Here is a 19,681-nt window from a genome sequence, read left to right as displayed (position 1 = left end):
GTGTGAGTTTTCTGCAAAGATACGCAATAATCGTATATGCTTGTCGTATCTGTTTGTAAAATCCCTTCGGGTTATTTTAAATCGACCACGGTGATGCCGGCCCCTCCGAATTGTACGTGCTCGTCCTGGAAATGAGCGACTCCCGGGACGGTGGCCAGATACTGTCGGATGAGGGTACGCAGAATACCGCTTCCGGTACCGTGCAGGATGCGTACGCGGCTGACTCCCACTAAGATGGCATCGTCAATGAAATAAGTGACGGCCTGGATGGCTTCATCGCCTCTCATTCCTCTGACATCCAAATCCTGCTTGAAGTTCAGTTTCTTTTCGTACATCCGGTCTTGCGTCTCGCTGCTCACGAAAGTTGTTTTGCTGGAAAGGGGAGCGGCTTTCGGAGCATCGGTCCGTTCCAGCCGTTCGGTTTTCACGTTGGTTTTCATCAGGCCGAACATGACTACGGCATTCTTTCCGTTGATGTCCATCACCTGTCCCACGCTGGTTTGTCCTTTGATGCGGACATAGTCGCCGGCTTCTATCGGACGGACTTTAGGTACGGGCTGAGGCTCGGAGGCCTTCTGCTGCTGTTTGGCCTTCTTGTCTTTTTTCCGTTCCTGCTTTTCACGGAGCTGCTCCATCTTGCGGGCAATTTTTTCTTCCAATGCCGCCTTGTCGAGTTTTTCCACCTGCTCCTTGAAGTCTGTCAGCTCTTGGCGGGCAGTGCGGGTGCGCTCTTTCTCAGCCTGTGCCTCTTTGATGGTGCGGATGGTATTTTCAATCTTGGCGTTCGATTCCTGGAGCAGGTGTTCGGCTTCTTCCTTGGCTTTTTTCAGGATTTCTTTTCGGCTGCGCTCCAATTCTTCTATTTCTTTCTCGTAGCGGGCAATGGTGTCTTCCATCTGTTTTTCCCGCTTGCGGATGTTCTGACGTTTGGTTTCCCAGTAACGTTTGTCACGTACGATATCTTGCAGATACTTGTCGCTCTGAATGTATTCGCTTCCCACAATTTCCGAAGCATCGGCAATCACTTCTTCCGGAAGTCCGATTTTCCGGGCAATTTCCACAGCGAACGAGCTTCCCGGATTGCCAATCTGCAACTGGAAGAGGGCACGCATTTCGTGACGATCGTAGAGCATGGCACCGTTCACTACGCCTTCATGGTCTTCGGCAAAATGCTTCAGGTTCTGGTAGTGGGTGGTGATGACCCCAAAGGTGCCTTTCAGGTTGAAACGCTTCAAGACGGCTTCGGCAATGGCTCCGCCAATCTGTGGCTCCGTGCCTCCTCCGAACTCATCAATCAGGATGAGGCTCTGGCCGTTGCACGATTTCAGCATCACCTTCATGTTGGTCAGGTGGGAAGAGTAGGTACTCAGGTCGTCCTCGATGCTCTGCTCGTCGCCGATGTCAATGAAGATGTGGCTGAAGATGCCGGCATGGCTTCGCTCGTGCATGGACACCAGCATGCCGCATTGGAGCATGTATTGCAACAGTCCGACGGTTTTCAGGCAGACGGACTTGCCTCCGGCGTTCGGACCGGAAATCAGCAGGATGCGTTTTTCGCGGGTAAGGGTGATGTCCAAGGGAACCACTTTCTTACCGTGTTTGGCCAGCGACATTTGCAACAGGGGATGTACTGCCTGGAACCAGTCGACAATCTGCTGGTTTTCAAACGAGGGTTTCAGGCCTTTTATCTCAATGCCGAACAGCGCTTTGGCACGGATAAAGTCAATTTTAGCCAGAAACTCGTAAGATTGCAGGATGGCGGGTATCTGCGGACGGACCGTCGCCGAGAAATCAGTTAGGATACGGATAATCTCCCGTCGTTCTTCTCCTTCCAGTTCCCGGATGCGGTTGTTGGCTTCCACCACTTCTGCCGGTTCGATGAACACCGTTTTTCCGGTGGCCGACTCGTCATGCACGATACCTTTGATTTTTCGTTTCATACCCGGAGCGACCGGAATAACTAGACGGCCGTCGCGCATGGTGGGGGTGACGTCTTTGTCGACATATCCTTCCGACTGGGCTGCCCGGAGGATACTGTTCAGACTGCGTGAGATGCTTCCGGTGGTAGATGCAAGTTCCCGTCGGATGCGCAACAGTTCCGTGGAGGCATTGTCCTTTATTTTTCCGAACTTGTCGAGAATGCTGTCAATGCGCGCAATCAGTTGCGGAAAGGTCAGGATATCCCCTGCCAGTTCATGCAGAGCCGGGTAGGGGGAAGTGGCCATATCATCTGCTTCGTCTTCATCGGTCTGCTGGAGAAAGCGCACGATGTCGCGGATGGTTTCTAACGATCGGCGCAGGTCGAAGAGTTCCTGTTCGTCCAAGTACATGCCTTCCACACGGATACGTTTCAGCGAAGGGCGTACGTCGAAGAAATATTGTGCAGGGAAATCCTCCTCTTCCTGGGTGATTCGTACAAACTCCACCACCTGTTCCAGTCGGCGGTTGATTTCCTGATAGTCGTCCGAGAAGGCCATTTCGTCTACGCGTTCTTCTCCTAAGGTACTTAAACAGCGTGCTTTCAGCAATTGTCGGATTTGGTCGAATCCAATCTTTTGTTCGAAATTATGCGGATATATCATGGGTTGTAGGTTCATTTTACTGGGGTGCAAAGGTACGACAATGAAAAAAAATAATCAAAAAAGGCGGCAAATATTTGTGGATTCCAAAATAATCCCTACCTTTGCATCGCTTTTGAAAAACAAAGCAACTCTCAATCGGAGTTTTGGAGAGGTGGCAGAGTGGTCGATTGCGGCGGTCTTGAAAACCGTTGTACTGCGAGGTACCCGGGGTTCGAATCCCTGTCTCTCCGCTGAAACCTAAGACATTAGGTAGTCAAATTAAGACAAGTCCCGTAAAATCAACGTTTTACGGGACTTTTTCTATTTATCCGGTGGACAACCGAAAGACATTTAAATGCCCACTTCAGACAAAGTTCCGTTACAAAATCGTTACAGGAAAATCGGGAAAATCTTCTGTAACGATTTTCGATGTAAGTCCTTGATTTGTCGCTCATTGACGTTCAAATGTCTGCTTGTAACCCAATTATTAATTATTCCTTTGCAGAGGGAAGTCATTACACCCACTGTAACGGAGATAAATTAAAAAAGGATATGAGTAAGAGTACATTTAAGATTTTGTTCTATCTAAGAAAAAATCAGGTAAACAAGGACGGAACAGTTTGTATTATGATTCGTCTGTCACTTAATGGTGAAATCTCACAGTTCAGTTCTAAACTGAGCGTGAAGCCGGATGCCTGGGATACAGTTTTGGGCAAGGCGAAAGGAAATACACAGAAAGCCCGCCAGTTGAATGAAACATTGGAGGACATCCGTGCTTCGCTGAAAAACCACTACCGGGATATTGAAGTGCATGAGTCATTCGTAACGGTAGAAAATTCACTGTTGAATCCACAGGATATTGAAAGTGTATCTGTACTGAAGGATGCTTCTTCTGCCGCCGTATATGGTGCACGTGCCGCATTTGGTGTGGTTCTTATTACAACGAAAAAAGGTAAGAAGGGACAGAAAGTAACTGTAAATTATAATAATAATTTTTCTTGGTCAGCTCCATCACGCCTTCCTGATGGCATCTCTTCCGATAAATGGATTGATGCCGTACAGTTAGCGAATACAAATACAAATGGTAGTGGCTATTTTAGTCAAGAGCTAGTCGATGCCGTACACGCATATTGTCAGGATCCGAGTCGTCCGTCAGCCTTTTTGGATGAAACCGGTGCTTTTACCGCTAAAGGACAATGGGCTTATGCAGGAAATACCGATTGGTTTGATGAATTCTATAAGAGTGCCGCTTTCATGCAACAGCATAATGCCAGCATTCAAGGTGGTACAGAAAAGAATGCTTATTATGCTTCAATCGGTTACAAAGGACAGGATGGTTTGTTGGCTTATGGTACAGATACCTATAAGCGTATTAACATGTCGTTCAATTTCACTTCGCAAGTAACCAAATGGTTGGAAATCGGTTTCCGCGCAAAATACAACCGCAGTGAGTCGGATGAGCCTAATACACAGGCTTATATGGGTAGTTCTCCTTATTATGAAGTTTATCGTTCTTTCCCGTTCATTCCTATTTATTTGCCGGATGGACAGCATTTTGCTGCAATGGAGGGTAGTAACTTCAACTATAACTATGCCGGTATTTTGGCTGAAGCAGGACGGTTGAAGAATGTATATGATGATATTTGGTATACAGGATCATTTAATATCACTCCTTTTGAAGGATTGTCCATTAAAGGAGATTATACCGGAAATCGTTATTTCCGTACGCAGCGTGAGCATCTGAAAACAATTTATCAGCTGAATCCGGATGGTTCGCAGACAGCCAAAATGCCGACCAATAAGGCAGGACTGAGAAAATATGATGATACTTATGAAGCATTGAATGTATGGGCTGAATATAAGAAACAGATTAAGGATCATTCATTCTCTGTAATGGTAGAATACAATCAGGAACGTAAGAATACCAGTGATATGTATGGAGTAGCTGCCAATCTGTATGTAAATGATTTCCCCATCATTGATATGGCAAAGGACAAGGAAACATTGTCTGAGTCTGCTACCGTATGGGCTGTTCAAGGTGCTTTCTTCCGTGTGAATTATGACTACAAAGGACGTTATCTGGTTGAATTGAACGGACGTTATGACGGCTCTTCCAAATATGCTTCCGGCAGTCAGTGGGGATTCTTCCCTTCGGCTTCTTTAGGATGGCGTGTTTCTGAAGAAAAATTCTTTGAGCCAGCTCGTAAATTATTCGATAATTTCAAGCTACGTGCTTCTATCGGTTCTTTGGGTAATCAGGTAACGAATGGAAACTTTGACTACATAGGTACGGTAGGAAGTGAGAATTTGAATTATGTACTTTCCGGACAGATTCCTACAGGCATTACTCCGGCTACATTGGCTTATAATAATGTGACTTGGGAAAAAGTGACAACGGCCAACTTTGGTATTGATTTGGGATTGTTGAACAATCGCCTGACTGCCTCATTTGATTACTATATGCGTTATACAACGGATATGGTGGTTTCAAAAGCTTATCCTAATACCATGGGTACCAGTGGAGGTAAAGAAAACCTGGCAAGCATGAGAACGAACGGATGGGAACTTTCATTGAATTGGGCAGACCGTATCAATGATGTGGCTGGCAGTCCGTTGGAATATAATATCGGAGTTGGACTTTCTGATAGCTATTCTACTATCACGAAGTATGATAATCCGACCGGCACATTGAATGACCTTTATGTAGGTAAACGTTTAGGTGAAATCTGGGGTTATACAACGGATGGTTTCATAATGGATGCAGCAGAAGCAGCTGAACAATCTAAACGTCAGTCTTATATTTCAAATACATGGATTCCGGGAGATATCCGTTATGCCGATTTGAATGGAGATGGAGTGGTAAATGAAGGTGATAGTGAGAAAGGTCCTATCAATACATTGAGTAATCATGGCGATAAAAAAGTGATTGGTAATCAGACTCCTCGTTATCGTTTCAATATCAACTTAGGATTGAGTTGGAAGAATTTTGATGTACGTGCCCTGTTTGAAGGTGTGATGAAACGTGATTTGTGGCTTAGCAATGAAGTATTCTGGGGATTTAATGGCGTATGGAACAGTGCCATCAACGATTATCATGTGGATAATTCATGGTCAGAAGAAAATCCGAATGCCTATTATCCTGTACCGACCTGGAATAGTCGAAGCAAACAGGTTCAGACTAAATATTTGCAGAACGCATCTTATATCCGTTTGCGTGATTTGACCATTGGATATACGTTGCCGAAGAAATGGCTGGAACCGATTGGAGTGTCTCAGTTGAAGGTATTCTTTAGTGGTCAGAACTTGTGGGAAGCTACAGGTTTGTATAAATACGTAGATCCGGATATGACTGGAAATACATATCAGAAGTCATCAGATGGAATGGTAGGTACTTTGAATTCGGATATGAAGAGTTATCCGTTCTGCCGTTCTTATTCATTTGGTATTAATCTCACATTCTAAAAGATTTATGATTATGAAAAAAATATCTATATTGACCGGGTGTCTGTTTGCGATGGCCTTGTCTAGTTGTAATTTCTTGGACAGAGAGCCATTGGATGCCATTGGTAAGGATCAATTTTTTGCCACTGCGAATGCCACTGCATTGGAGCAGTATTGCAATGACTTTTATCCCAAATTGATTGTGGGTTACGGAGCTCCTAAAAGTTACGACTGGGGAATGTTGGGAGATGATTTTACCAGTGATGATGTGTTGCCGTGGGAACGTAATGTGACAAGTTTTGGCTTGGCAACCGTACCTTCCAGTGCCAGTGGAACACAGTGGACTTGGGAAAATATCCGTGCTTGTAACGACTTTCTCAGTAATTATGAGCAATCTCCGGAAAGTGAGGAGGTGAAGCATAAATATGCCGGTATGATATTGTTCTTTAAAACACTGGATTACTTCAATAAAGTGAAAGCTTATGGAGATGTACCTTGGTTTGAAAAGGTGATGAATCCAGGAGATGAAGAAATGTATAAGGCTCGTGATTCACGTATTGTAGTTATGGACAATATGTTGAGAGATATCGATCAGGCTATTGAATGGCTGCCTAAAAAGACGGACGTTACCCTTATCAGTAAGGATGCAGCTTTGGCCTTGAAGGCTCGTATGTGTCTGTTTGAAGGTACTTGGCGTAAATATCATGGACTTGAAAATCCGGAGAAGTTCTTGCAAGAAGCCTATAATGCAGCATGTGAATTGATGAAGCCTGAATATGGTTATTCTTTGTATCAGGGCTCAAGTCCGGCTACAGCTTATCATGAATTGTTCTGTTTGGCCGATCAGTCTACGAATCCTGAGGTGATTTTATCAAAGGCATACGATCCGGGAATTGATAAAGGAAATAATCTTACTCGTCAGATTTTTGTAGGTGAGACTCCTCTGGGAATGAGTAAGAACTGTGCCGATTCTTATTTGTGTGCCACTACCGGCTTGCCGATTTCTTTGTGTAACTGTCCGGGACATACGCAGCATACTACGTTGATTGCTGAATTGGCGAATCGTGACCCTCGTTTGTTGCAGACCACTGCTACGCCGGATGTGAATGATGTAGATCATTGCTATTATATGGACGGCAAGGCGCCTAACATTGCTTCTGTGACCAATACGGGTAATCCCAGCAAGTGTTCTACTGGATATCCGATTGTAAAGTTCTACAATGAGGCCGAATACAGCGCATCGCACTATCAGGGAACAGAAGATGCTCCGGTATTCCGTTTGGGTGAAATCATGTTGATTCGTGCGGAAGCAGCTGCAGAATTGGGAACTATAAATCAGAATGATTTGGATGAAACCATTAATAAGTTGCGTGCGCGTGTCGGATTTAATAAGAAACTGGAAGTGTCTGTTCCATTTAATGATCCGGTTATTGAGGCTGCTTATCCCAATGTCTCAGGTGATAATGCAAAATTGATTCGGGAAATCCGTCGTGAGCGTCGCATTGGGATGTTTGCTGAAGGTGTACGTTATGATGACATCCGTCGCTGGAAATGTGGTAATTTGTTGACAGCTCCACGTTTGGGTATTATTATAGAAGGAGCGGGATATACTCCGGAAGAAATTGCCGTTTTGAAGGAAACTGTAGGCGTAAATGAAGAAGGTGCGTTGACAATTTATGCAAAGCGTTATGCAGGTCAGAGTCCGGATCCGATATTTGAAGATCCTAAGCATTATCTGTCACCGATACCGACCGATGAAATTGGTAAGGCCCCTAATATTAAGCAGAACCCAGGTTGGTAAAATTAGCGCCGGTTATATAATGTTACTTTGAAAAGATTTTTTTATCTTTGAACTGTAGAAGTTACCCAAGTTTACTAATTAATGTATGCTTGGGTAATTTCTTATTAATTGTGTACCCTTAAATTACTTTGTAGATGAAACCCTTGTTATTCCTTTATTTCTTTGTGGCGATGGCGTTTTCGGCCGTGGCTTCTTCTGTATCGGAGAGTTATGTGATTCCTTACCCTCAACAGATGGTGGTGGGTGAAGGTCATTTTGTTTTTCAGAAAAATGCTTCCTTTTCATGCAATTTGAAAGGAGCCGATAAGGAAGATTTTGTAAAGTATGTCGGTCAGTCTCCTTTTGCATGGACTTATAAAAAGAGGGGCAAGGCGGATATTGTGTTTAAATTGGTCAGTCCGAAACAGTCTCCGATGAAGGAGGAAGCTTATCGGTTGGGAGTGACGAAAAAGGGCATCCAAGTGGAGGCTACTTCTACTTCCGGTTTGTTCTATGCTTTTCAGTCAATGAATCAATTGGTACAGCCGGCAGGAAACAATACCTTCCTGTTGCCGGAAGTGACCATCGAGGATGCGCCGCGTTTCGCGTATCGAGGTATGCATTTGGATGTGTCACGTCATTTCTATCCGAAAGAATTCGTCAAGAAGCAGTTGGATGCACTGGCCCGTTACAAACTGAATCGCTTTCATTGGCACTTGACAGATGGTGCCGGATGGCGGATTGAAATCAAGAAATATCCAGAGCTGACGCGTGAAACGGCCTATCGTCCTTTCCCGGACTGGAAAAGCTGGTGGAACGGTGGCCGTACATATTGCCGGCAGGATGCGCCGGGGGCTTCCGGAGGATACTATACGCAGGAAGATGTGAAAGAGATTGTGGAATATGCCCGTCAGCGTCATATTACGGTGATTCCGGAGATTGAGATGCCGGCTCATTCGGAAGAAGTGCTGGCTGCCCTCCCGCAGTTGGCCTGCGGAGGTGATTTGAAGCCCGGTGGTGAGTTCTGCCCTGGAAAAGAATTGACTTACACTTTCCTGACCGATGTGCTGAAGGAAGTGATGGCGCTTTTCCCGTCGGAATACATTCATATCGGGGGGGATGAGGCCAGCACGAACCACTGGAAACAATGTCCCGACTGCCAGGCCCGGATGAAGGAAGAAGGAATGAAAGAAGAAGGCGAGCTGCAGGAGTATCTTGTTTCCAGAATTGAAAAGTTCTTGCGGGAGAACGGTCGCAAAATGATTGGTTGGGACGAAATACTGACTGGTGAGTTGGATGAAACTTCGGCTGTGACCGTGTGGCGTGGAGAAGACAAAGGAGTTGAGTCGGTGAAAAGAGGACTGCGCACGATTTTGTCGCCGGGAGCCTATTGCTATTTTGACAGTTATCAGGATGCGCCGCGCACACAGCCTGAAGCCATTGGAGGGTATCTTCCGTTGGAAAAGGTATATTCTTATGAGCCTGTAACCCCGGCTTTCCCGGCAGATAAGCTGGATTGTGTGTGGGGAGTTCAAGGAAATGTATGGACGGAATATATGCCTACACCGGAACATACGGAATACATGATTTATCCTCGTTTGCTGGCCTTGGCTGAGGTGGCTTGGACCAACCCGGAACGGAAGAACTGGAAGCGTTTCCATGCGGAGGCTTTGCAGGAAGTGGAGGTACTGGATTCATTGGGATACAATACTTTTGACTTGAAGAATGAAGTGGGCAACCGTCCGGAGGCACTGAGTGTTGACAATCACTTGGCAAAAGGCAAGAAGGTAGAGTATCTGCGGCCTTATGCGGCAGATTCCTATCCGGCAGGAGGAGACGGAGCTTTGACCAACGGCATCCATGGAGGATGGGTTTACACCGATTTGCGTTGGCAGGGATTCCTTGGAAAAGGAATGGACGCGGTGGTGGATTTGGAAAAATCACAGCCTATCCGCCAGGTTTCCATCGACTTCATGCAGTTGATTGGTCCGGGTGTGTTCCTGCCGCAGAAGGTCAGTTTCCTGGTGTCGGACGATGGAAAGGAATATACGCTGTTGAAGACGATTACGACTACACTGCCTATTACGGATGAAAAGCTGACTATCCAGAATTATGCATGGGAGGGCACTTGCGAGGCTCGTTACGTGCGGGTACAGGCTGACATCAATCCTGAAGCCGGTGGATTCTTGTTTACCGACGAGATTGTAGTGAAATAATTCTATATCAGAGGGCCGGAAGCACGTACCCGAATCGTAACAGGCCAATCAAGTAGTGTGCTTCCGGCTGATGAATCAGATGCAAGGTGGGCTGTATGAACCCTTTGCCCAGGCAGGGAATCTTCCAAGTGAATTCACTGGCACATTCGTGTGAATGGGAGAACCGGGCGTAATCGGTGAATAGTCCGCCTTCTGTTTTTCCACATTGCCATACAAGGCCTGCTCCGGAATAGTGTTTGCATCCTTGGCTGGCGTGCCACTGGGCAGAAACCTGTAAGAGCACTTGCAGGCGGGGAGTGATGGTCTGTTCTGCGTATCCCCAGATTATTTTCCGGATTTCTTTCTTTTCTTTTGGGGACGCTTGTTCCGTATCTCCTTCTGCATAACTCCGATACATCCCGCTATGTAAAGCAAAGCCCATGTGATAATTGCTGTCATGATGCTGGTAGCTGAATGAGGTGAGACAGAGTATCCCGTCGTGCTTCGGGCAGAAACGGAATACATTTTCTTTTCCTGTAAAGCGATAGGAGGCTTTTCCGTTATACAAAGAAGCTTGCAGACTCCATTGAGCATGTTGCAGCTCGTAGTGTATCCCCATGGAAGACACCGGATAGTTGGCTATGGGATAATCGGCCGACAGGGTGGGGAAGATGCCGCATGAGCTGTTGGTGAACAGGCTGGTGGCTGGCGAAGTGAAATAGTCTTCGTTCAGGTTGCGGATGCCGATGAACAGGCTGGAGTTTCCCATTGGCTGCCGGATGCCCAGTATGGCTGCGGCAAGCGGGTGATTGTCTTCTTCGATGTTGGAAAAGGTCTGCAAATCGTTGGCCAAAGACTCGGCTCGGGTTTTGGCCGTGCTGAGGGTGGCTGCTTCAAGGGTGGCAGACGGGCCTAGCGGGGCGGAAAAATCCAACCGTAACAAATTCACCCAGTTGGCTCCTTTCTTGAAATCGCTCTGCAGTTCGGTGGTATAGCTTATCAGGAGTTTTTGGGCAAAGCAACGGCAAGGGGATACCGTTGCAATGACCAGTAGGTATTTGATGAGTTTTGTCATAACCATTTGGTGAAACGATGGATATACCAGTTCTTAATCAGTTGTGTCAGTACGCAGTAGGATAGCAGGATGCCGAACAGCCAGGGGAAATAGCTTGCAGGCAAGGCTTCCAGACTGATGGAGGTCCCAAACGGGGTGAAGGGAATCAGGATACCGGTAGCCATGATGAGCAGGGTCAGTCCGGTTACCTGCCAGGAGGCACGGCTTTGTATGAACGGCACTTTCCGCGTACGTATCATGTGTACAATCAGGGTTTGCGACAGCAGGCCTTCGATGAACCATCCGGACTGGAAGAGGGTCTGATGCTCCATGCTCTGGCAGCCGAAGGCAAACCACATCACCAGATAAGTGACGATGTCGAAGATGGAACTGATGGGACCGATGAAAATCATGAAGCGGCTCAGGTCGGAGGCATCCCATTTCCGGGGTTTCCGGAGGTATTCCGCATCCATCCGGTCGAAGGGGATGGTGGTCTGCGAAATATCATACAGCAGGTTCTGAATCAGCAGATGAATGGGAAGCATGGGCAGGAAGGGCAGGAAAGCACTGGCTGCCATGACACTGAACATGTTGCCGAAATTGGAACTGGCGGTCATCTTGATATATTTGGTGATGTTGCCGAAGGTCTTTCTTCCTTCCAGTACCCCGTCCTCCAATACCATCAGGCTCTTCTCCAGCAGGATGATGTCGGCACTTTCCTTGGCGATGTCTACGGCTGAGTCGACCGAGATACCGATGTCCGACTGGCGGAGGGCGGCCGCGTCGTTGATACCGTCACCTAAGAAGCCGACGGTATTTTGCTGTGCTTGGAGGAGGGTGATGATTTCCGTTTTCTGTACGGGAGTCAGTTTGGAGAAGACGGTCGTCTCGCGTACTGCTTTCATCTTTTCCTCCTCATTCAAGTCGGCCAGTTGAGGGCCGCTGAGCGCGTTGGTAGTGTTGATGCCCACTTGCCGGGCGATAGTACGTACCACGGCATCGTTGTCTCCAGACAAGATTTTGACCTCAATGCCGTGTTCATGCAATTGCTGTATGGCCTTGGCTGCCGATGGCTTGGGTGGATCGAGAAAGGCCAGATAGCCAATCAGTACCATCTCTTTCTCATCTTCCACACAGAAGTCGCACGCTTTGTCGAGGTAGCTTTTTTGCGCTACGGCAATGACCCGCATGCCTTGCTTGTTCATCTGCTCGATGATACGATGTGCCTTGTCTTTCAGGGCTTCCGTCATGGGATGTACCTCTCCGTCGAATTCGGCATGTGAGCAGATGGCCAGCATTTCTTCTACGGCACCTTTGGTGATAATCTGTCGTTTTCCTTGTCGGTCTTCCACCACGACCGACATTCTCCGCCGGGTGAAATCAAACGGTATTTCGTCCACCTTGACATAGTTGTCTTTCAGGTATTCCAATGACAGTTCCTTGACGTGCGACAGGATGGCCTTGTCCATCAGGTTCTTCAATCCGGTCTGGAAGAAGCTGTTGAAATAGGCATGACGCAGAATGCGGCGGCTTTCATCGCTGCTCCCGTCGGCATGGATGTATTTTTCCAATACAATCTGGTCGCAGGTGAGCGTACCGGTTTTGTCGGTACAGAGAATGTTCATGGCCCCGAAGTTCTGAATGGCATTCAAGTCTTTTACGATGGTCTTTTTCTTGGACATGGCGACGGCTCCTTTGGCAAGGTTGGCCGTCACAATCATCGGAAGCATCTCCGGTGTGAGACCCACGGCTACCGACACGGCAAAGATAAAAGCTTCCAGCCAGTCGCCTTTGGTTACTCCGTTGACCAGAAACACGAAGGGAATCATGATGAGCATGAAGCGTATAAGCAGGAAACTGACTTTGCTGATTCCTTTGTCGAAGGCGGTGGCGGCACGGTGTCCGGCGATGCTGCGGGCAATGGTGCCCAGGTAAGTGTCGTTTCCGGTGGCAAAGACAATGCCGGTGGCCGAACCGCTGACTACGTTGGAGCCCATGAAACAGATGTTTTCCAGTTCTATGACACTGCCTTTGCGGTGTTTGTTCGCATTCGTTTCCGGACGCTTTTCAATCGGGTCCGATTCTCCTGTCAAGGAGGACTGGCTGACAAACAAGTCTTTTGCTTCGATGATGCGGAGGTCGGCGGGTATCATGTCGCCGGCAGCAATCATGACAATATCCCCCGGCACCAGTTCTGTGATGTTGATTTCTTCATCGTGCTGGCCGGTACGTCTCACATAGCAGGTGTTCGTGACCATCTTGAGCAAAGCTTCGCTCGAAGCGTTGGCTTTCCATTCCTGACAGAAGCGGAGGATGGTGCTGGCAATCACCATCGTCAGAATAATGAAAATGGCCGTCCAGTCTTGTTCGCCAGGATTGGCCAGCAAGACGTCGAGTACGAAAGAAATGACCACCAGCACGGTCAGTACACCAATGAAGGGATTGATGAAGGCCTTGATGAAGGTGGAAACCGGATTTTTCTTCTGTTCGTGTGCTACTTCATTCGTTCCATAGATGGACTGCCGGTTCTCGATTTCTTCGGAGGTCAGTCCGTTTTTGCTGGTTTGGAAATAATTGCATACGGTGTTGAGAGGCTGGGTAGCTGCCAAAAATACCTTTTCCGCATTGAATGTGCTTGTTTCCTTACTTTTTCTTCTTTTCCACATAATACCTGAATTCATAGGGTGATTACTCTATTTCCTTTTCGCACGGCAAAAGTAAGCGATACTCTTGGTAGAGCCTGTTAGAGGATAATTAGAGTGGTATTAGAAAACTATTAGAATCCTGCCGGTTGTTTCCGGCCGTTGTTCTGATAGTGTGGTGTGGAAGCTGAAAAAGAAACTTTTAGATATGAGGCAGCTCAATGGTGAAGGTTGTGCCTTCTCCTTGCTTGGAATGTACGGCAAGATGCCCTTGGTGAAGCCCGATAATCTTTTGGGCAAGTGCCATGCCGATGCCGTGCCCTTCTGTTTGCTTGTCCTGTGCCCCTCGGTAGAATAAGGTGAAAATCTGCTCTTTTTCTTTGTCCGATATGCCAATTCCATTGTCGGACAAGCGGATAATCGCCCATTTTTCCCAATAGGAGATTTGGACGAAGGAGGATTTGTTTTCCGAATACTTGCAGTTGTTTTCAATTAGATTGGCAAAGGCGATGTTCAGCAGATAGGAGTTGCCCATGACGGTAATCATCCGGTCGTCTTCGGCATCTTCCTGTTCGAAAATCAGTTCGATGTGGTATTCCGGGTGGGCCCGCAGAATCAGTTCCCGGGTATCCAGCAGCAGTTCGTCGAGCCGGATTTCGTGCATTTTGATTTGCTCTTTCTGGTAATCCGCCTTGGCCAGATTGAGGAGCCCGTCAATCAGCTTGGTCATGCGTCGTGCATCCTGTAATACGTTTTGCATGGCCTGGCGGTATTGTGCTTCGGTCCGTTCCTTTTGCAAGGCCAAATCCAGTTCGGCCATCAGGGCAGCCAACGGCGTTCTCATCTCGTGGGATACGTTGCTGACAAACATCTTCTGTGCATTGAATGAAATTTCCAGTCGTTCAAGCAAATCATTAAAGGCCAGGCTCAGTTCTCCGAGTTCGTCTTTCTCGTTTCTCACCGGCAATCGCCGGTCGATATGGGAAGCCGTGATATTCTCCACTTTTTTTACGATTTCCCGAATAGGTTTCAAAGAAGCCCGTACAAGGAAATAACAGGTCACGAACAAGAGCAGCAATCCGAAGAGAAACAGAATGACTAAGGTCTTCTGAAGTTCCAGTAGGTTGGTGTGACCGTAGCCGTCGTAAGCTGCGGCAGTCACAATGTAATCCTTGCCTTGAAAAGGATAGACCATCCCGATGGCCTGGAACTTTCCGATGTGGAATTCTATTTCTTTTTCGTGAAGAATACGAGTGAGCATTTCCGGACTTTCCTTGATAATGTCATTCTCGACGGCATCGTGGTAAAGCATGCGGAAGTCGGGGGTATAGACCGCCACTTCCACTTCATTGATAAACTTTTTGTTGTTCAGATAGATGGACTGCATAATGCGGGCATCTACCTGGTCTTGCAGGAAAAGGTGTGCTTTGGTCACCGCCTCACTTTTCAGGTTGTGGAAGAACGTGTTGCTCCGGATGTGTTCGCTGACCAAGTAAATCAGGCTCATGCACAACAGAAATACCACGGCAATGACTCCGGTGTTTTTGAGTGTCAGGGTGGTCTTTATTTTCATGGTTTTTCGTCGGTAAGAATAAATCCGATTCCGGGTTTGGTGTGAATCAGCTTGGTGTCGAAGTCTTTGTCTATTTTCTTGCGCAGGTAGTTGATATATACATCGATGAAATTGGTACCAGTATCAAAGTGGGTATTCCATACCTTTTCGGCTATTTCCACCCGGCTGATGACCCTTTCCGGATGCTGTACCATGTAGGTCAGCAGGTTGTATTCTTTGGGGGAGAGTCGGATGGGAATGCCTTGACGGGTAACTTCCCGGCGGCTGGTATCCACTTGCAGGTCCTTGTAATTCAGTTTATCGGGCGGAGCAGTCGGGCTCTCTGCTTCGTTTTTCCGCTTCAGCAGCACTTTTATGCGGGCATTCAGTTCCCTGAAATCAAAAGGTTTCACCATGTAATCGTCTGCTCCGGCATCGAATCCGTCCAGCTTGTCATCCGTAGAGCCGAGGGCCGTCAGCATGAGGATGGGAATCTGTGCATTGAGTTTGCGTATTTCCTTGCAAAGTTCGAATCCGTCCAGCTTGGGGAGAATGATATCTGAAATGACCAGTTGGAATGCATGCGACTGAAAAAGTCGGAGTCCCATGGCACCGTCGTACGCCACGAAAGCGTTATAACCGTTTTCTTCCAGTCCGGTTTTCAAGAGGTCGGCCACCCTTTTATCGTCTTCTATGATTAAAATGCTGTACATAATAATGTATGGGTGGTAAGATGGACAAGGTTTGTTTGTGAGTTATCAAGGGAAAATTTCCACGGTGTGGGAAAGGAAATGTGGAGCATACAGGACTCGAACCTGCCACCTTTTGACTGCCAGTCAAACGCTCTAGCCAGATGAGCTAATGCCCCATTATTGCTTGAAAGCGTGACAAAGGTACAATAATATTTTAAAAAACCAAGCGCATTCGCCCGGAAAACGAAAGAAAACATTAGTTTTGTGTCGGTTTACGAAAAAAGGAGATTTATGGATTTACAGATACGCAAGGCCTCATTGGCAGATTTGGATCGTTTGATGGAAATATTTGAAGAAGCCCGTCGTTTTATGGTCCGTACAGGAAATCCGAATCAGTGGATTAACGGTTATCCACAACGGGAATTGATACAGAAAGAAATAGAGGCTTCTCATTGTTATGTGTGTGTAACGGAAGAAGGAAAAGCAGTGGCTACCTTTTGTTTCATTCAAGGGCCCGACCCCACGTATGCCTATATTGAAAATGGGGAGTGGAAGGATGATTCTCCTTATTATGTGATTCATCGTCTGGCTTCCGACGGCTCTTGCCATGGCATCGGAAAATTGTGTATCGACTGGTGTTTCCGTCAATGGCCCTGTTTGCGGATTGATACGCATGCCGATAACAAGGTGATGCAGAATTTGGTGCAATCCATGGGCTTTGTATATTGTGGCATTATTTATATTAGCAACGGTACTCCTCGCTTGGCTTACCAGAAACTGGCGTAAGAATTTCTCACTAACTTCTTAATAATCCTTAATTGTAGAATATTTTCCATTGGAAATTTATTCTTTTCTCGATTATTTCTTTTCTTTGCAAATAGTTTCCAATAGAAAATAATAACAAAGAAAATAGATTAATATGAAGTATGTCATTGTAGGTGGGGTAGCAGGTGGAGCCACTGCGGCTGCCCGTATTCGGAGAAACACAGAAAAGGCCGAAATCATTTTGTTTGAACGTGGAGAATACATTTCTTATGCCAATTGCGGCTTACCTTATTATATAGGGGGAGTGATTCAGGACCGTAACCGTTTGTTTGTGCAGACTCCTGAAGCTTTTTCCACCCGTTTTCGTATTGATGTACGGGTACGTTCGGAAGTGACGGCTATCGATACAGCCCGTAAGGAAGTGAAAGTACGCACTGCAGACGGAAAGGAGTACACCGAAACTTACGACAAACTGTTGCTTTCTCCGGGAGCTTCTCCGGTTCGTCCCCCTCTGCCCGGAATTGACAATGAAGGAATCTTTACCTTGCGGAATGTGGCAGATACCGACCGTATTAAGAATTACATGCAAGGACACGAAGTGAAGAAAGCTGTTATTGTGGGAGGTGGTTTCATCGGATTGGAGATGGCCGAGAACCTGCATCATGCAGGCATTGAGGTATCAGTGGTGGAAATGGCCGACCAAGTGATGGGGCCGGTGGATTTCTCCATGGCGGCTTTGGTACACACTCATCTGCAGCAGAAGGGTGTCAAGCTGTACTTGAAGCAGGCGGTAGCTGCCTTTGAAATGACGGCATCCGGATTGTTGGTGAAGTTCCAGTCGGGTTTGCAGACCGAGGCTCAGATGGTGATTCTTTCCATCGGTGTACGGGCAGAAACTCGTCTGGCTGTGGAAGCCGGATTGAAACTGGGTGAAATGAAGGGCATCTACGTGAATGAATACTTGCAGACTTCCGATGAGTCAGTTTATGCAGTAGGTGATGCCATTGAATATCCGCATCCGATTACAGGCAAACCTTGGCTGAACTTCTTGGCAGGTCCGGCCAACCGTCAGGCACGTATCGTAGCCGATAATATGACGTTTGGCAATAAAGTGAAATATGAAGGTTCCATTGGTACGGCTATTGCCAAGGTGTTCGATTTGACCGTGGCTTCTACCGGACTTCCGGCCAAGCGCTTGAAGGCGTTCGGTATTCCGTACTTGTCGGCTACCATCCATTCTGGTTCTCATGCTGGATATTATCCTGGTTCTCTGCAGATGGACATCAAGATCACCTTCTCTCCGGAAGACGGTCGGTTGTACGGGGCACAGATTGTGGGATACAATGGCGTGGACAAACGTATTGATGAATATGCATTGGTCATCAAGCAGAAAGGTACGGTTTATGATTTGGTGCAACTGGAACATGCCTATGCACCTCCTTTCTCTTCAGCCAAAGATCCGGTAGCCGTATCAGGTTATGTGGCTGGAAACATCTTGAGCGGCAAGATGACTCCGCTTTACTGGAGAGAATTGCAGCAGGCCGATTTGACGAAGGTTACATTAGTCGATGTCCGTACAAAAGACGAATACGAACTGGGACATATTGCCGGAGCGGTCAATGTACCTTTGGATGAGATGCGTAAGCGGATGAAGGAAATTCCGTCGAACAAGCCGGTGTTCCTGTACTGTGGCGTAGGTTTGCGTGGATATCTGGCATCCAATATTCTGAAAGACAATGGCTACAAGGATGTGCGTAACCTGATTGGTGGTATCAAGACCTACAATGCGGCAGTTACTCCAGTTTGCCAGCCAGACGAGGCATGCGAGGTGGTTTGCACTTGTGACACGGCCGAAGGAACCACGGACTGCAAGAAGGTACATGTGGTAGATGCTTGCGGCATTCAGTGCCCGGGCCCGATTTTGCGGTTGAAGAAAGGGATGGAGGAACTGAAAGCCGGGGAACAGATGGAAATCCATGCCACGGATGCAGGTTTTCCGCGTGATGCAGAAGCGTGGTGCCGTACTACCGGAAATCGCTTCCTGTCTTCGAAGTCGGAAGGAGGAATCTATAAAGTGTTGGTAGAGAAGGCTACGGCCTGTGCCATGGAGGCTGTCCGTCGGGCACCGGAAGAGAAGGGAAAAACTTTCATTCTTTTCAGCGATGACCTTGACAAAACTTTGGCTACCTTTGTGCTGGCTAACGGCGCGGCGGCTACCGGAAAGAAAGTGACTATTTTCTTTACCTTCTGGGGGCTGAATGCCATCAAGAAGGAGCAGAAACCGTCAGTGCAGAAAGATTTCTTCGGAAAAATGTTCGGCATGATGCTTCCCTCCAGTTCGCGGAAACTGAAGCTCTCGAAGATGAACATGGGCGGTATGGGTCCGAAGATGATGCGTTACATCATGCAGAAGAAAGGCATCGATTCGTTGGAGTCACTCCGCCAGCAGGCTATTGACAACGGAGTAGAGTTTATTGCCTGCCAGATGTCGATGGACGTGATGGGCATCAAGAAGGAGGAATTGCTGGACAATGTGACCATTGGTGGGGTAGCCACTTATATGGACCGTGCCGAGGAAGCCAATGTCAATCTGTTTATTTAACGTATGGAAAAAATAAAATGTATCTGTGTGATGAGAGAGCTCTTCCGGGCTCTCTCTGATCTTGAATCGCACTTGCTGCAGGCGCATGGAGTGTCTTTGAACGAAGCCATGGTGCTGTGTGCCATCGGCAAGGAACAAGTGGCAGCCCGCACGATTGTAGAACGTACCGGACTGACCCCTTCGCACGCTTCAAAGGTAATTCGGGCGGTGGAAGAACGTAACCTGCTGGTGCGTACCCTGGGTGAGAAGGACAAGCGGGAGATGTATTTTTCGTTGACCGACGAGGCGTACCGTTGCCTGAAAGGCATACGCGACGAAGGAGTGGAGGTGCCGGAAATCCTGCAACCGTTGTTTGCGGCCTATACGGATGAATCGTCTGAATCGTGTGCATAAAAAG

11 protein-coding genes and 2 tRNA genes are annotated in these 19,681 nt (G+C 47.4%); 7 read left to right on the top strand and 6 right to left on the bottom strand.

The features are described from left to right. Positions 1–71: 71 nt before the first annotated feature. A complete protein-coding gene (locus H6A28_RS03745; protein WP_204478895.1) occupies positions 72–2,582 on the bottom strand; it encodes an endonuclease MutS2 in 2,511 nt (836 codons plus the stop codon). 145 nt (positions 2,583–2,727) lie between these two features. On the opposite strand from H6A28_RS03745, the gene H6A28_RS03740 reads away from it, so the two are divergent. From H6A28_RS03740 to H6A28_RS03725, 4 genes are all read left to right on the top strand, one after another. Continuing rightward, positions 2,728–2,812, top strand: a tRNA-Ser gene (locus tag H6A28_RS03740). A gap of 301 nt (positions 2,813–3,113) precedes the next feature. Next, the gene (locus H6A28_RS03735) at positions 3,114–6,023 is read left to right on the top strand and encodes a SusC/RagA family TonB-linked outer membrane protein (RefSeq protein ID WP_204478894.1); all 2,910 of its coding nucleotides are present in this window, start codon (positions 3,114–3,116) and stop codon (positions 6,021–6,023) included. A gap of 13 nt (positions 6,024–6,036) precedes the next feature. Continuing rightward, positions 6,037–7,803: a RagB/SusD family nutrient uptake outer membrane protein gene (locus H6A28_RS03730; protein ID WP_204478892.1), complete on the top strand. Its 1,767-nt coding sequence runs from the start codon at positions 6,037–6,039 to the stop codon at positions 7,801–7,803. Between the two features lie 134 nt (positions 7,804–7,937). Beyond that, positions 7,938–9,998, top strand: a complete 2,061-nt coding sequence (locus H6A28_RS03725; RefSeq protein ID WP_204478890.1) for a beta-N-acetylhexosaminidase — start codon at positions 7,938–7,940, stop codon at positions 9,996–9,998. Between the two features lie 7 nt (positions 9,999–10,005). Here the strand turns inward: H6A28_RS03725 and H6A28_RS03720 are convergent, their stop codons facing one another. From H6A28_RS03720 to H6A28_RS03700, 5 genes are all read right to left on the bottom strand, one after another. After that, positions 10,006–11,052: a carbohydrate porin gene (locus H6A28_RS03720; RefSeq protein ID WP_239465242.1), complete on the bottom strand. Its 1,047-nt coding sequence runs from the start codon at positions 11,050–11,052 to the stop codon at positions 10,006–10,008. Further along, positions 11,049–13,697, bottom strand: coding sequence for a magnesium-translocating P-type ATPase (gene mgtA / locus H6A28_RS03715; RefSeq protein ID WP_239465241.1), 2,649 nt, complete (start codon positions 13,695–13,697; stop codon positions 11,049–11,051). Before mgtA ends, H6A28_RS03720 begins: the two co-directional genes overlap by 4 nt. A gap of 178 nt (positions 13,698–13,875) precedes the next feature. Beyond that, a complete protein-coding gene (locus H6A28_RS03710) occupies positions 13,876–15,246 on the bottom strand; it encodes a HAMP domain-containing sensor histidine kinase (protein ID WP_204478887.1) in 1,371 nt (456 codons plus the stop codon). After that, positions 15,243–15,938 (bottom strand): response regulator transcription factor, encoded by a 696-nt coding sequence (locus H6A28_RS03705; RefSeq protein WP_204477282.1) that lies wholly within the window; start codon positions 15,936–15,938, stop codon positions 15,243–15,245. Before H6A28_RS03705 ends, H6A28_RS03710 begins: the two co-directional genes overlap by 4 nt. Before the next feature lie 81 nt (positions 15,939–16,019). Continuing rightward, a tRNA-Ala gene (locus H6A28_RS03700) sits at positions 16,020–16,093 on the bottom strand. 115 nt (positions 16,094–16,208) lie between these two features. On the opposite strand from H6A28_RS03700, the gene H6A28_RS03695 reads away from it, so the two are divergent. The 3 genes from H6A28_RS03695 to H6A28_RS03685 all read left to right on the top strand — a co-directional run bounded on the left by H6A28_RS03695 (position 16,209) and on the right by H6A28_RS03685 (position 19,677). Next, positions 16,209–16,703 (top strand): GNAT family N-acetyltransferase, encoded by a 495-nt coding sequence (locus H6A28_RS03695; protein ID WP_204475806.1) that lies wholly within the window; start codon positions 16,209–16,211, stop codon positions 16,701–16,703. A 133-nt stretch (positions 16,704–16,836) separates the two neighbouring features. Next, on the top strand, positions 16,837–19,284 hold the full coding sequence (locus H6A28_RS03690) for a DsrE/DsrF/DrsH-like family protein (protein WP_204478885.1): 2,448 nt from the start codon (positions 16,837–16,839) through the stop codon (positions 19,282–19,284). Between the two features lie 3 nt (positions 19,285–19,287). Further along, positions 19,288–19,677 (top strand): MarR family winged helix-turn-helix transcriptional regulator, encoded by a 390-nt coding sequence (locus H6A28_RS03685; protein WP_148330845.1) that lies wholly within the window; start codon positions 19,288–19,290, stop codon positions 19,675–19,677. Positions 19,678–19,681 lie beyond the last annotated feature (4 nt).

The sequence above is a fragment of the Bacteroides mediterraneensis genome (assembly GCF_016900355.1).
Taxonomy (GTDB): Bacteria; Bacteroidota; Bacteroidia; order Bacteroidales; family Bacteroidaceae; genus Phocaeicola.
This window is presented reverse-complemented; position numbering and strand designations above follow the sequence as displayed.